At 70.4% G+C, this 13,357-nt stretch carries 12 protein-coding genes; 8 read left to right on the forward strand and 4 right to left on the reverse strand.

All coding sequences use genetic code 11. The annotated features are described in order from the left end of the window. Positions 1-96 precede the first annotated feature (96 nt). The 4 genes from AB0A63_RS33555 (at position 97) to AB0A63_RS33570 (ending at position 3,724) form a co-directional block, all read left to right on the forward strand. Positions 97-885, forward strand: coding sequence for an IclR family transcriptional regulator (locus tag AB0A63_RS33555; protein WP_360398362.1), 789 nt, complete (start codon positions 97-99; stop codon positions 883-885). Between the two features lie 46 nt (positions 886-931). Continuing rightward, positions 932-1,759: an NAD(P)-dependent oxidoreductase gene (locus AB0A63_RS33560; protein WP_360398364.1), complete on the forward strand. Its 828-nt coding sequence runs from the start codon at positions 932-934 to the stop codon at positions 1,757-1,759. Continuing rightward, the gene (locus AB0A63_RS33565) at positions 1,756-3,258 is read left to right on the forward strand and encodes an aldehyde dehydrogenase (NADP(+)) (RefSeq protein WP_360398366.1); all 1,503 of its coding nucleotides are present in this window, start codon (positions 1,756-1,758) and stop codon (positions 3,256-3,258) included. The genes AB0A63_RS33560 and AB0A63_RS33565 overlap by 4 nt, the downstream gene beginning before the upstream one ends. Before the next feature lie 94 nt (positions 3,259-3,352). After that, positions 3,353-3,724, forward strand: coding sequence for a heavy metal-responsive transcriptional regulator (locus AB0A63_RS33570; protein ID WP_360398368.1), 372 nt, complete (start codon positions 3,353-3,355; stop codon positions 3,722-3,724). 93 nt (positions 3,725-3,817) lie between these two features. On the opposite strand, the gene cpt is transcribed toward AB0A63_RS33570, so the two are convergent. Together cpt and AB0A63_RS33580 are read right to left on the reverse strand one after the other, a co-directional pair. After that, complete coding sequence (gene cpt, locus AB0A63_RS33575; RefSeq protein WP_360398370.1) at positions 3,818-4,360, reverse strand: chloramphenicol phosphotransferase CPT; 543 nt, start codon at positions 4,358-4,360, stop codon at positions 3,818-3,820. A 205-nt stretch (positions 4,361-4,565) separates the two neighbouring features. Then, positions 4,566-5,882, reverse strand: coding sequence for an NAD(P)-binding domain-containing protein (locus tag AB0A63_RS33580; RefSeq protein ID WP_360398372.1), 1,317 nt, complete (start codon positions 5,880-5,882; stop codon positions 4,566-4,568). Positions 5,883-5,983: 101 nt separating this feature from the next. Between AB0A63_RS33580 and AB0A63_RS33585 the strand changes: the two genes are divergently transcribed. The 4 genes from AB0A63_RS33585 to AB0A63_RS33600 all read left to right on the forward strand — a co-directional run bounded on the left by AB0A63_RS33585 (position 5,984) and on the right by AB0A63_RS33600 (position 9,166). Next, positions 5,984-6,658: a hypothetical protein gene (locus AB0A63_RS33585; protein WP_360398374.1), complete on the forward strand. Its 675-nt coding sequence runs from the start codon at positions 5,984-5,986 to the stop codon at positions 6,656-6,658. Between the two features lie 10 nt (positions 6,659-6,668). Next, positions 6,669-7,847 (forward strand): RtcB family protein, encoded by a 1,179-nt coding sequence (locus tag AB0A63_RS33590; RefSeq protein WP_360398376.1) that lies wholly within the window; start codon positions 6,669-6,671, stop codon positions 7,845-7,847. Between the two features lie 70 nt (positions 7,848-7,917). Then, entirely contained in the window at positions 7,918-8,496 is a 579-nt protein-coding gene (locus AB0A63_RS33595; protein ID WP_360398378.1) for a hypothetical protein, read from the forward strand. Beyond that, positions 8,489-9,166: a hypothetical protein gene (locus AB0A63_RS33600; protein WP_360398380.1), complete on the forward strand. Its 678-nt coding sequence runs from the start codon at positions 8,489-8,491 to the stop codon at positions 9,164-9,166. The genes AB0A63_RS33595 and AB0A63_RS33600 overlap by 8 nt, the downstream gene beginning before the upstream one ends. A gap of 72 nt (positions 9,167-9,238) precedes the next feature. Here AB0A63_RS33600 and AB0A63_RS33605 read toward each other — a convergent pair whose 3' ends face one another. Next, the gene (locus tag AB0A63_RS33605) at positions 9,239-9,580 is read right to left on the reverse strand and encodes a hypothetical protein (RefSeq protein WP_360398382.1); all 342 of its coding nucleotides are present in this window, start codon (positions 9,578-9,580) and stop codon (positions 9,239-9,241) included. A 153-nt stretch (positions 9,581-9,733) separates the two neighbouring features. After that, on the reverse strand, positions 9,734-13,339 hold the full coding sequence (locus AB0A63_RS33610) for a hypothetical protein (protein WP_360398384.1): 3,606 nt from the start codon (positions 13,337-13,339) through the stop codon (positions 9,734-9,736). Positions 13,340-13,357: the final 18 nt, after the last annotated feature.

Here is a 13,357-nt window from a genome sequence, read left to right on the forward strand (position 1 = left end):
GAACCTGGGTCGTACTTGTGAACCTGGTGCAGGACTGTAAGAATCAGGACAGCAACGTGTCAAGGGCAAGTTGCTTTCCTGTTTCGAGGAGGCCAGGTGGCGTCGCCGATCGACAAGGGCACGGCTCGTCCGGGTGCGGTGAAGTCCGCCGACCGCACGGTGGAGCTGCTCGAGGTGCTGTCCGCGTCAGACCGCAGGCTGACGCTCACGGAGCTGCACCGCGAGCTCAGCTACCCCAAGTCCAGCCTCTACATGCTGCTGCAGACGCTCGTCGCGCGCGGCTGGGTGGAGGTCGACTCGGACAGGGGCACCTACGGCATCGGCGTTCGCGCGCTGCTCGTCGGTACGTCCTACCTGGACCACGACCCCGTCGTGCGGGCGGCCATCCGGGTGATGGAGCAGGTGCGCCAGGAGATCAACGAGACCGTGCACCTCGCCCGTTTGGACGGTGCCGACGTCGTCTACCTGGCGAGCCGCGAGTCCGAGCACCACCTGCGCGTCGTCTCGCGCGTCGGCCGCCGGCTGCCCGCGCACTCCACGTCGCTGGGCAAGGCCGTGCTGTCCACGCGGACGCCGGAGGAGGTCGACCTGATCCTCCCCGACGGGCTGGCGCCGCTGACGCCGAACACGGTAACCGACCGGGCGGCCCTGCACGAGCAGCTCGCCGGGTTCCGCAACGCCGGGTACGCCCACGAGCGCGAGGAGAACACGCCGGGGCTCGGCTGCTTCGCCGTCGCCCTGCCGTACCGCAACCCCGTGCTGGACGCGATGAGCTGCTCTGTCCCGCTGGGCCGGCTGACCCCGGAACACGAGCGGCAGGTCATCGCCGCCCTGCTGGACGCCGCCAGGACGATCACCGAGCTCCTCCGCCAGTTCGGCCGCTGAACCCGAGCTCCACCAGACACACGCACACGACGGAGGGGTCGAACCCGTGACCGCACGCATCCTGATCACCGGCGCGGCCGGCGTGGTGGGAACGCTCATGCGTCCCCGGCTCGCCGCACAGGGCCGTGTCCTGCGGCTGCTGGACATCGCCGAGCTGCCCGCCGCGGCGGACGGCGAGGACGTCGAGCTCGTCCAGGCGTCGGTGACCGACATGGCCGCGATGGAGGCGGCGATGCGGGACGTGGACGCCGTGATCCACCTCGGCGGGCACAGCCTGGAGGAGTCGTGGGAGAAGATCCTGCGGGTCAACATCGACGGCACGCACACGGTCCTGGAGGTCGCGCGCCGCTGCGGTGTGCGGCGGGTGGTGCTGGCGAGCTCCAACCACGCCGTCGGGTACGTCGAACGCGCCGACGGCGAGGCCGGTGACTACCTCTTCCCGCGCCCGGACACCTACTACGGTGTGTCGAAGGTGGCGCTGGAGGCGCTGGGGTCGTTGTACGCCGACCGCTACGGGATGGACGTGATCGCACTGCGCATCGGCTCGTGCTTCCCGAAGCCGCGCGACGTGCGGATGCTGTCGACGTGGATGTCACCCGACGACGGCGCCCGGCTGTTCGAGGCGGCGCTGTCGGTCGCCTCACCGGGGTTCCGGATCGTGTGGGGCGTCTCGGCCAACACGCGCGGCTGGTTCTCGCTCGACGAGGCCCGCGCACTGGGCTACGAACCGCAGGACGACTCCGAGGTGTTCGCGGAAGAGGTGCTGGCCGCGCACGGCGGTGAGCTCGACCCGTCGTCGTATGCGGGCAAGTACGTGGGCGGGGCCTGGTGCGGCCCCGATTTCGACACGGCAGTCAAGGAGGCAGGGCGTTGAGCCACGTCGTTCAGGGATACAACCCGCGCACCGGTGAGCCGTTCGGCGAACCGGTCGCCAAGACCCCGGACAGCGAGGTGGACCGGATCGCCTCGGCTGCCGCCGTCGCGTTCCCGGCGTGGTCGCTCGCGCCGGCCGCCGACCGCGCGGTGGTGCTGGAGGAGGTCGCCGACGCGCTCGACGCGGAGTCGGAGCTGCTGGTCTCCACGGCGGACAGCGAGACGGCGCTGGGCGTGCCGCGGCTGACCACCGAGCTCAAGCGCACGACGAACCAGCTGCGGCTGTTCGCGGAGGTGCTGCGCGAGGGCAGCTACGTCGAGGCGACGCTGGACTCGGCGAACCCGGACATCATCCCGCCGCGCCCGGTGTTGCGCCGCGTGCTGCGTCCACTGGGGACGGTCGCGGTGTTCTCCGCGTCGAACTTCCCGTTCGCGTTCTCGGTGGCCGGCGGTGACACGGCGTCCGCGCTCGCGTCCGGCTGTTCCGTCGTGGTGAAGGCACACTCGGCGCACCCGTCGACCTCGCGGGAGACCGCCCGCGTGGTCGTGGACGCGCTGCGCGCGGCCGGTGCGCCCGAGGGCGTGTTCGGGATCGTCTACGGCACCCAGGCCGGTGTGGCCCTGGTGCAGCACCCGGTCGTGCGGGCCGTCGGCTTCACCGGGTCGACCGGTGGCGGGCGGGCGTTGTTCGACCTGGCGCAGGGCCGGCCGGACCCGATCCCGTTCTACGGCGAGCTGGGCAGCGTGAACCCGACGGTGATCCTGCCGGGTGCGGCGACCCCGGACGTCGCCGCCGGTTTCGCGCAGTCGCTGACGATGGGCGTCGGCCAGTTCTGCACGAACCCCGGCCTGGTGTTCGCGCCCGCGGAGCTGGTGCCCGCGCTGGGCGAGGCGGTGGCGGCGACGGCCGGTGGCGCGATGCTCAACGAGCGGATGTGCGACTCCTACACCGCCTCGACGGACGCGCTGGCCGCGTCGGACCTGGTGACCGTCGTGTCGACCGGCAGCCGGCCGGACGAGGCGTGGGCGGTGTCGCCGCGGCTGTTCAGCGTGCCGATCTCGGTGTTCGAGCAGAACCTGGAGAAGCTGACCGAGGAGCACTTCGGCCCGGCGGCGCTGGTCGTGACGTACTCGTCGCCCGCGGAGCTGCACCCCGTGCTCGCGAAGCTGCCGGGAACGCTGACCGGCACCGTGCACGCGGCCGAGTCGGACCACGCCGAGGCCGGTGCGGTCGCCGAGGTCCTGCGGCACGTCGCGGGCCGCATCATCTTCAACGCCTGGCCGACCGGTGTCGCCGTGGCGTGGGGCCAGCACCACGGTGGCCCGTGGCCGTCGACGACGAACCCGCTGCACACCTCGGTGGGCGCGACGTCGATCCGCCGCTGGATCGCACCGGTGACCTACCAGTCGTGGCCGGACGCCCTGCTGCCGGCCGAGCTGCAGGACGCGAACCCGCTGGGCATCCCGCGCCGCGTCGACGGCGTGCTCGGCGTGCACTGACCCGTTCGCCCGAAGGGGGCGGCCGGCATCACGCCAGCCGCCCCCTTCGTCGTGCTTGACCCTGGAGTGCACTCCCAGGTTTAGCGTGGGCGGCATGAGAGTTGCGGAGCTCGCACGGGAGGTGGGGGTCGCGCCGGACACGGTGCGGTACTACGAGCGGGCGGGGTTGCTCGCTCCCCCGCCGCGCACGTCGTCGGGCTACCGGCAGTACCCGGAGGCGGCCGCCGAGCGGATCCGGTTCATCCGCGACTGCCAGCGGTTCGGGCTCACGTTGCGCGAGATCGCCTCGCTGCTGGCCGTCCGCGACACCGGCGAGTGCCCGTGCGAACCCGCCTCGGAGCTGCTGCGGCGGCACATCGCGGACATCGACGCCGAGATGACGCGGCTGGCCCGGCTCCGCACCGAGCTGGCGGAGATGGTCGAGAGCACCGACTGTCCCCCGTGGTGCCCACCGGAGGGGAGGTGATCCCGATGACGGACGAGTGCTGCACGTGCTGCGAGTGCTGCTGACCTGAGTCCCGTTCACCGGTTCGGTGTGGCGCCCACCGAACCCCCTGGCTCAGCCGTTCTTGCTGCTCAGGAAACCCGCAATCGCTTTCGCGCAGTCGAGCGACTCGGTGTGCGTGGTGTCGACCTCGACGTCGTAGGTCATGTCCCGGTGCACCAGGTCCGCCTGCGCCTCCGCCATTCCGGTCACCCGGTCCCCGCGGGCTAGCTCACGCCCGGTGGCGACGGTCGCGTCGCACCGCACCCCGACCCAGACCACGTCGAGCCCGTGCAGCGCTTTCTCCCACCGCGCCCGCGACTCCGTGCCGCCGAGGAACACCTCGTCCACGATCACGCGCGCCCCGGCCCGTGCCATCGCGGCGACACCGCCGATCCACGCGTCCTCCAGCTCGCGGAACTCCCCGCCGACGGTCACCTCACCGTCGTCGGCGAACCCGATGCCCTCCTCGCCGAGCCGCAACCGCGCCGGCATCGCGTCGATCAGCGTGTCCACCCCGAACGCCAGCCACGGCTCCGGGAACACCGCCTGCAGGCACCGCGCGATCCCGGACTTGCCCGCGCTGGACCCGCCGTTGAGCACGATCACCTGAGCCACACCTGGACCGTACCCAGCCCGCTCCCCTGTCACGCCTGCCCCAGCCTTCCCGTAGCTCACCACCCGTCAGCTCACCACCGTCAGCTCACCTCCAGCTAGCTGCTGCCCTGCCCCTTTGCAACGATTCTTTTGCAGTCGTCGTCCAAAGACTCATTGCTAAGATGCAGGTCAGCAGGGTGTCGTGAGCTACGAAGCAGCCGATATATCAGTGAGCGGGCGTGCGGCGCCGTTCCGCCAGCAGCTCCCGCTGGTACCCGAGGAAGTCGACCTCCAGGGTGTGCCGCTTCGACGCGACGTACCGGCTGCGCAGCCCCTGCCGGTACGCGAGGACCTCCGCTTTCATGTCCGGCACCGGCGGCAGCACCGCCCGTCCGGTGAGCAGGTCGGCGACCCACTCGGCCTGCGCCTCCGCGAGCGGCATGACCGCTCCGAGCGGCTGGATCAGCCCGAGGAAGTAGAGCCCGGGGTGCTCGGGGTCGACGACCCGCCTGTAGAGCGACACCTCGTTGTCGGCCGACGACACCGAGGGGAACGCGGACGCCTCCAGGAACGGAAACTCGACCTTGTAGCCGGTGCAGTAGACGATGACGTCGACGTCCTCGCGGCTGCCGTCGGTGAAGACGACACCGGTCCCGTCGAGCCGGGCGACGTTCGGCTTCACCGTGATGTCGCCGTGCCCGAGCCGGGTGAGCAGGTCGTCGGACACCGTCGGGTGCGCGGCGAGGATGCCGTGCGCGGGCTGCGGCAGACCGTAGTCGGTGAGCTTGCCGCGCGAGATCCGCAACATGAGCCGCAGTGACAGCGCCTGCAGCCACGACGGCGCGAACCGGGCCAGCGGCGAGGTCGTCAGGTGGTCGGTCGGCATGCCGAACAGGAACTTCGGCATGATGTGCGCGCCGCGGCGCATCGCCAGGAACGTCCGCGCGGACACCCGCGACGACTCGACGGCGATGTCGCAGGCCGAGTTGCCGATGCCGAGCACCAGGACCTTCTTGCCGGCGAACCGCTCCGGCGTCTTGTAGAAGTGCGCGTGCATCTGCTCGCCGTCGAACGTGCCCTCGAACGCCGGCTCCGGCCAGCGCGGCGACCAGTGGTGCCCGTTCGCGACGACGACCGAGCCGTACGGGGTCGTGACCGGCTCCCCCGTGTCCCGGTCGCGCGAGGTGACCGCGTAGCCACCGGCGGTGGGCACCACGGACGTGACCTCGGTGCGGAACCGGATGCGGTCGCGGAAGCCGTGGTGCTTCACGAAGTCGTCGAAGTACTCGGCGATCTGGAAGTGCGACGGGTACGCCGGCAGGTGCGCCGGCATCGGGAAGGACCTGAACTCCATCATCTGCCGCGAGGTGTTGATGTGGAGCGAGCGGTAGGCGGACGACATGCCGTTGTCGTTGAGGTAGCGCCAGTTCCCGCCGATGTCGGAGCCGGCCTCGTAGCAGTCGTAGTCGACGCCGCGGGCGCTCAGCACCTGACAAGCGGCGATGCCGGACGAACCCGCTCCGATGACACACACGCGATCCATGGCTGAAGGATTCTCACGTTCTGTGCGGCTGTCAATGATCGACCCGGCCCGCCTGCTGGGATTCCGCACGCCGACCGGCTCGGGCCAATACCTTGACGCGCATGCGAAAACTACTCGTTGCAGTCACGTCGGTGCTGGCGTTCTCGGTCTCCACCGGAACGGCGGCGGGCACCCCGTTGCCGTTGCCGGAGATCTTCGCGACGAACAACACCGCGATCATCACCGACCCCGCCGACTCCCGCCTGCGGGACCGGCTGACCGGCTTCGACCGCGAGGTCCGCGGCATCGTCTTCGCCCACGGCGGCGTCACCACCCGCTCCACGCTGCTCGACGGCGTGTTCTGGTCGAGCGAGCAGCAGCGGACGACGTTCGAGCGCTCCCGCAAGTTCGACGTCACCCTCGGCGAGGAGGGCCTGCGGCACGCCGCCGCCACGATCGGCAAGCGGTTCCGGCAGGAGTCGGTGCTGACGTTCCGCTTCCTGCCCGCGAACTCGCCGCAGGTCGACGCCGTGCAGGTCGAGGTCGACGGCATCACCGCGCAGCAGCTGCGGGAAGGCCTGCTCAACGACGTCGTGGCGCGCGAGACGCTCGGTGGCGGCAGCGTCACGCTCCAGAACCGGGCGATCCTCATCGCGGGCGTCGTAGACCTGCCGGTCGTGCGCGCGTTCGTCACGTCCCTGGGCGGCGACATGAGCAGGGCGAAGGTGCGCAAGGGCACCTGGGAGTTCGTGTCGGCCGCGGAAACTCCTTTGTGGATCAACGAGAACGCGGCCTAACCTCGTTCCCATGGCAGCAACCGTCGTCCGCGGCCAGAACGTGGACATCCGCATGTGGACCCGGCCCGACGAGGTCGAGGAGTTCGCCATGCGACAGCTCCAGAACATCTCCGCGCTGCCGTGGGCCGTCAAGCACATCGCCGTGATGCCGGACGTGCACTACGGCAAGGGGGCCACGGTGGGCTCGGTGATCGCGTTGCGCGACGCCGTCTCCCCCGCGGCCGTCGGCGTGGACATCGGCTGCGGCATGACCGCCGTGCGCACGTCGCTCACGGCGAGCGATCTGCCGGAGACGTTGCGTGGTCTCAGGTCGCGCATGGAGTCGGTCGTGCCCGTCGGGTTCGGCCAGCACAGGGCGACGGCGTTCACCGAGAGGGACGCGTCCGACTGGGGATCGTTCTGGCGGCGGTTCGACGACCTGACGCCGGCCGTGAAGGCGCGTGCCGACAAGGCGATGCACCAGATGGGCACGCTCGGCGGCGGCAACCACTTCCTGGAGGTCTGCCTCGACGGCGACCAGCGGGTGTGGGTGATGCTGCACTCCGGGTCGCGCGGGATCGGCAACGAGCTGGCGCAGCACCACATCGCGGTGGCGCGCACGCTCGCGCACAACGCCGAGCTGCCGGACCCGGACCTGGCGGTGTTCCTAGCGGGCACGCCGGAGATGGCGTCCTACCGGCACGACCTGTACTGGGCGCAGGACTACGCGCGGCGCAACCGTTCGGTCATGCTGCGCCTGGTGTCCGACGTGCTGCGCGCGGAGTTCCCGCACATCGCGTTCGAGGAGCCGATCTCCTGTCATCACAACTACGTCGCGGAGGAGACGCACTTCGGCGAGGACGTGCTGGTGACCCGCAAGGGCGCGATCCGCGCCGGCCGCGGTGAGCTGGGCATCATCCCCGGTTCGATGGGCACCGGTTCGTACATCGTGCGCGGGCTCGGCAACCCCGACTCGTTCCAGTCGGCGTCGCACGGCGCGGGCCGGCGGATGTCGCGCAACAAGGCCCGCAAGACGTTCACGACGCAGGATCTCGCCGACCAGACAAGTGGGGTGGAGTGCCGCAAGGACTCCGGTGTGGTGGACGAGATCCCGGGCGCCTACAAGGACATCGACACCGTGATGGCGAACCAGTCCGACCTGGTCGAGGTGGTCGCCAAGCTCAAGCAGGTGGTTTGTATCAAGGGTTGAATGTTTCCCCGGCGCGCGCATTGGAAAGCCTCCGGACAGCAGAGTTCCTGCCTGTCTTGGAGGTTTTTCCATGTCAACGGGCGCCATCATCGGTCTGGTGGTCGCGGTTCTCGTGGTGCTGGTGGTCCTGGCGTTCGTGCTGAGGCCCGCCATGCAGCGCAAGAAGCTGCGCGACCGCTTCGGCCCCGAGTACGACCGCGCGGTCGCGGAAAGTGACGACAGGACGGCCGCGGAGAAGGAACTCGCCGAGCGGGAGCACCGCCACAGCGAGTTCGACCTGAAGCCGCTTTCCCCTGCGGCGCAGGAGAGTTACCGCCGGCACTGGGCCACCGTGCAGGCCAAGTTCGTCGACTCGCCGAACACGGCGATCGCGGACGCCGACCGACTGGTGACCGACCTGATGGCCGAGCGCGGGTACCCCACCGAGGGGTACGAGGCGCAGCTGAGCGTGCTGTCCGTCGAGCACGCGCGGACGCTGGAGCACTACCGCAAGGCACACGACATCTCCGAACGCCAGGAGATCGGCGAGGCGAGCACCGAGGACCTGCGCACCGCGATGGTGCACTACCGCGAGCTGTTCGACGACCTGCTCGAACGCGGCGCGGGTTCCCGCAAGGACGTTCCCCGGAAGGAGAAGAGCGATGTCTGAGGCCGTCCACTCACGGGCCGCGGCAGCGCAGGCACAGCAGGAGCAGAAGGACCAGACGGTGCGCGAGGAGCGGCGTGAGGAACGCGCCGCGCACGCCCAGCGCGAGGACATGCAGCGCGCCGACGCCCAGCGCACCGAGGCCCAGCGGGTCGACGCTCAGCGGGTCGACGCCCAGCGCGAGGGTACGCAGCGTGAAGGCGTGCAACGCGAGGGTGGTCAGCACGAGAACCTGGCCGCGCAACGGGAAACCCACCAGCGCGAGGTCGTGCCGCAGCAGGCCCAGCGTCAGGAAACGCAGCGCCACGAGCCCCACCGCCAGGACGCCGCGCGTCACGACGGCCAGGCGCAGGAGTCCGGACGCCAGACCCACACCCAGACCGCGCACACGGCGCAGATCGAGCGCTCCCAGTCCGAGCGCCCCCAGGCCGAGCGGTTGCCGGGCCGGCTCGAGGACGAGTGGCAGGCGGTGCAGTTCGAGTTCGTCGACGACCCGCACGCCGCGGTGCGCAAGGCGGACGACCTCGTGCAGAAGGCGATCGAGGAGCTGACCTCGCGCCACCGCACGCTCTCCCACCAGTGGAAGGGCGAGGGCAAGCACGAGACCGAGGAGCTGCGACTCGCGCTCCACCGCTATCGGGAACTGTTCAGGTCGCTCGTAGCGACCAGGTGATCCAACGCCCCGGCGCCGCGGCCGTAACAGGTTGCGGCGCCGGCAGGCATGTCCGCACCAGCTCGCCGGCGGTCAGCTGGGCAGCTCGCGGATCTCCATCTCCAGCACGTCGATCTCGTCGCTGATGGCCTCGTCGAGCATGTCGTCGAGCAGCTTGCGGCACTCCGCCGACCCGCACCGGGCCAGTCCCGTCCCGAAGCGCGGCACCTGCTCCCACCACACCGCCGGGTTGTTCCAGAACGACCCGGACCCCTGGTCGACGCCTTCGAGGCACCGCAGTCGCTGGTCGGTCTCCGGAAGTGAGCGGACGAACTCCACGAACAACGCCAGCGCGTCGGGGTTGCTCACCGGAACCGCGCCATAACCGCGCAGGCAGTCCTCCAGCTCAGCGAGGAACTCCGCCTTGAAGGACACGGCACACCCCCGCTCCTCCGCACCGCTGCGGACGTCTTGAGTTCGTGCCGTCAACAGTACCTCCGCAGCCTTTCCCGGAAACGAGTGCGAACGGGCGGTATCTTCTCGGGCCCAGGCGGGATTCCGGTGACCTTCAGTCACTTCTCCTGCCGGTCACGTGCCCTCGTGCGCAACGTGCCGGGACACGAGAACTCCGTTGTCCAGCTTGACGACCTGCGCGACGACCAGCTTGTCGACCGGGTCGCAGCCGGACGTGCCGCTCGCGTCGTCCCGGGCGAACGTCAGCCTCCCGGACGCGCCGTCGAAGTCACGCAAAGTGCGCAGGTACTGGAAAACAGCCTGCCGGGCCTCACCGTGTTCAGCGGCGCGCGCGACGACCTTCACCGCGTCATAGGCGAGGAGGATGTGTCCGTTGGGGCCCGAAAGAAATGCGCGCCGCACGTGCCGGTTCTGCGCTGTTTCGTAAAGCCGGAAGAACTGTTGCGTCGTTTGCGGAACTTGCGCCATGTCCGGCGTCCACGCGAACGTGGAGAAGTACAACCTCCCGTCGGCGAATTGTTTGACGCCCTCCAGGTCCGCGAAGTTCGTCGTCTCCAGCTGGGTGAGGTCGTCACCGCCGAAGACGACGGGGTCCTGGCAGTTGCCGTTGCCGCTGAGCTCGGTCAGCAGCCCGCCGATCTCCGCGGTGCGGCCGGTGTAGAGGATGAGCGGGTTGCGGGACTTGCCGCAGATGTCCATGACGACGTGCGCGAGCTGCGCGGCCACGGTTGTGCTCTCGTCGTAGCCGTGCATCCTGGGACGCAGCCGGCGTTCGAAGAGCTGCGCCAGATCGGCGCTGTACTCGTCTCCCGGGCTGTGCACGAGGTGCAGCGGGCGGCCGCGCAACGCCTCGGTGCGTTCGATGATCCGCGCGACGACCTCCGCCTGCCGGTCGTTGGACGGCGCGATGCGGAAGAAGTACGGCTTCTGGCTGTAGGTCGTCGACGACAGCGCCGACCCGACCATCGGGACGCCGACCTGGCGGTCCTTCGTGGGTGCCAGCGCCTGCAGCGCCGCGGCGGTGGAGACGCGGCTCTGCCCGAGCCCGGTCACCGCGACGACGGTGCGGTCGCGTTCGGCGTAGGCCTTGATCTGCTCGGCGACCACCCTCGCGTGCGCCGACTCGCCGCCGAAGTTCGCGAGCACCAGGCGCACCAACGGGTTGCGAGCGATGCCGTCGAGCTGGTTCCACTCGTGCTGGGCGAGGTAGGCGCCGCGCAGCTCGTTCACGCCGGCCGACAGGTCGCGCTTCACCCGCTCCGTGGAGCTGAGCATGGTGGCGACGACGATCGTGACGCTGGGGCGGTCCTTGGCCTTCGCGACCCTGGCGTTCTCGTCGGCGATCAGCTGGGCCAGCTCGCCGACCTCGGCGTCGTCGCTGTTCTGCAGGGTCGGGTCGCCGTGGGCGAACCGGCCGGGTCGCTCGCTCATCCCGACGCACTGCACGTCATCCACTTTGGACAGACGGGTGCGGTGGCCGGACAGGTCGGCGACGAGCTCACCGGGTTCGTAGATGCCGTAACGCAGGCAGTGCGTGCTGTTCTGGAGGTAGAACGCCGCGCCGTACCCCACGAGCAGCACCGCGACGAGGTAGACGACGACGCGGCGCACGCCGTTGCGGCCGGGCCAGTGCCGCGGGTACGGGTGGACGCCGACGGTGGACTGGCGCGGCAGCGGCGCGGGCGGTGAGGCGGGCGTGTTGTGCTCAAGCGCCCTCTTCGTCGCGCGGTAGGAGGTCAGGCGTTCCTCGGGACCGTGGAGCTCCTGGTGCGAGCGCAGCACCCGGTCGTACATCTCGACGGTCGGCCGCGCGGTGCGGCTGCGGGAACGCAGGTCCCACGTCGCGAGGACGGCGTCTTCGAGCAGCGCGGTCTCCGGGCGCACGACGCGGTCGACGTGGCGGTGCAGGGTGCGGCGGGCGCTGGTGCCGCGCAACCGCTGCCACCACGCGCGTGATTCCTCCTCACGTGGCTCCTCTCCCTCACCCGGCGGCATCGGGGCCTCGGCGATGGTGGCGAGCTCGGCGATCCAGCCGTCACCGCGTTCGTCGACGTGCGGCCGCAGCCGTTGTGCGACGAAGTGGACCTCGCCGAGCGCGAGCGCGTGGTAGAGCGCGTCCTCACGGCGGCCGAGGCTGTCGAAGCGCTCCTTCAGCAGCCGGTGCACGCCCACGTGCGAGAACTCGCCGTCCGGTGCCTCCCGCAGCCGCCGGGCAAGCAGGTCGCGCAACAGCGGGTGCAGCACGAAGTCGTCGCCGTGGCGGGACGCGAAACTGAGCTGTGCCAGCAGAGCGCGCATGTTGTCGCGGTCCCACTCCCGCGGCAGCAGCGCGTGGACCACGTGCCGGTCCAGCACGCGCGGCGCGGCCAGGCGGGCGAAGATCTCGCGGGCGGCCTGGCGTTCCGGCATCTCCTCCGCACCGGGAATCCGCTGGAAGAACCGCAGCAGCAGGTAGTCGCCTACCGTGGCGTCCTGGAACGTCGTGGTCTCGTCGACCGGCAGGCGTTCGTCGAACACCGCGCGCACCGACGGCAGCACCTGGTCGCGCGCGAACATGTACTGGACGAGCTGGATGGCCAGGCGGACCGCGAGCGGGTGCCCGTGCGTGACCTCGTGCAGCTCCTCGACGAGCGCCTCGGACTCCACGGTGCTGTTGCGGGCCCGGTTCCACTCGGCGAGGAACTGCCGCGTCTGCTCCGGTGTGAACGGCTTGAGCTGCACCGGCAGGAACATCGACTGGGCAGTCCGTTCGTTCTCGCACCGTTCCAGCCAGGCCGTGTGGTCGAGCTCGGCCTCGGGCAGCGGCGGGGCGGCCTGCTTCGTCGCGATGACGAGCAGCGGCACGTCCGGTTGCACGAGCCGGCGTTCCGCGAGCAGGTGCAGGAAGTCGGTGGGACGCGCGGCGGGCCGCGGGCGTTTCGGCGGCAGGTAGGAGTCGATGCCGTCGAGCAGGTCGGCGCCGTCGAGCAGCAGCAGGGAGTTCATCCTGCGGTAGCGGCGGAACCGGTACGCGGCCTGGACGTCCGCCAGGAACGCGGCGACCAGCACCCGGTCGAGTTCCAGCGTCTCCCCGGAGCGGTGCAGGCCCCACAGGTGCACGAGCGCCGCGTCGAACTTGGGCCGGTGCCCGCCCTTCAGCTCCTTGCCGGTGTGGTTCTCGAACCACCGCAGGGCGCGCGCGACCCGCGGCCCGCCGAGCAGCCACCGCAGCGGCTGCGGTGCGACGACCGCGAGACCGATGAGCCACAGCAGCAACGGCCGCAGCACCTTGCCCAGGCCCTGGGCCGGGGGCAGCACCTCGACGACCTCCGCGGCGTCGGCGACCGCGACCAGCCGGGTCATCTGCTTGGCGGCGAGCTCGCGGGCGCGGTGGTGCGGGTCGTCGGCCGGTTCGCCGTGGAACGCGAGGCGGGCGAGGTCGTAGCGCGGCAGCCGCATCCGGCCGAAGTCGGCGTGCCGGTAGGAGCGCAGCTGCTCGGCGGCGACGTCGAGGATGTCCTTGCAGGAGCGAGAGCCGGCCTTGTCGAGGTCGACGTGGGCGACCGGGGCCTCGCGGTAGCGCCTGCGGACGTGGTCGAGCAGCGAGGTCTTGCCGCTGCCGCCGGGACCGTACGCGACGACCACCGGCAGGGGGTGGTTGCCACGACGTTCGACCAGCGACTCGACCAGTCTGGTCAGCTCGTCTCTGCCGACGAGCCCGATCTCCGGTTCCAGCGCCATGGTCCCTAGACGCTCGCG

The sequence above is a fragment of the Lentzea sp. NPDC042327 genome (genome assembly GCF_040647275.1).
Classification (GTDB): Bacteria; Actinomycetota; Actinomycetes; order Mycobacteriales; family Pseudonocardiaceae; genus Lentzea.

Excerpts from the sequence above, each read along its gene's own strand:
- AB0A63_RS33585 (WP_360398374.1), top strand. The coding sequence starts at position 5,984 with ATGCGAAAACTACTCGTTGCAGTCACGTCGGTGCTGGCGTTCTCGGTC.
- AB0A63_RS33610 (WP_360398384.1), bottom strand. The coding sequence starts at position 13,339 with ATGGCGCTGGAACCGGAGATCGGGCTCGTCGGCAGAGACGAGCTGACC.
- AB0A63_RS33590 (WP_360398376.1), top strand. The coding sequence starts at position 6,669 with ATGGCAGCAACCGTCGTCCGCGGCCAGAACGTGGACATCCGCATGTGG.
- AB0A63_RS33580 (WP_360398372.1), bottom strand. The coding sequence starts at position 5,882 with ATGGATCGCGTGTGTGTCATCGGAGCGGGTTCGTCCGGCATCGCCGCT.
- AB0A63_RS33595 (WP_360398378.1), top strand. The coding sequence starts at position 7,918 with ATGTCAACGGGCGCCATCATCGGTCTGGTGGTCGCGGTTCTCGTGGTG.
- AB0A63_RS33600 (WP_360398380.1), top strand. The coding sequence starts at position 8,489 with ATGTCTGAGGCCGTCCACTCACGGGCCGCGGCAGCGCAGGCACAGCAG.
- AB0A63_RS33570 (WP_360398368.1), top strand. The coding sequence starts at position 3,353 with ATGAGAGTTGCGGAGCTCGCACGGGAGGTGGGGGTCGCGCCGGACACG.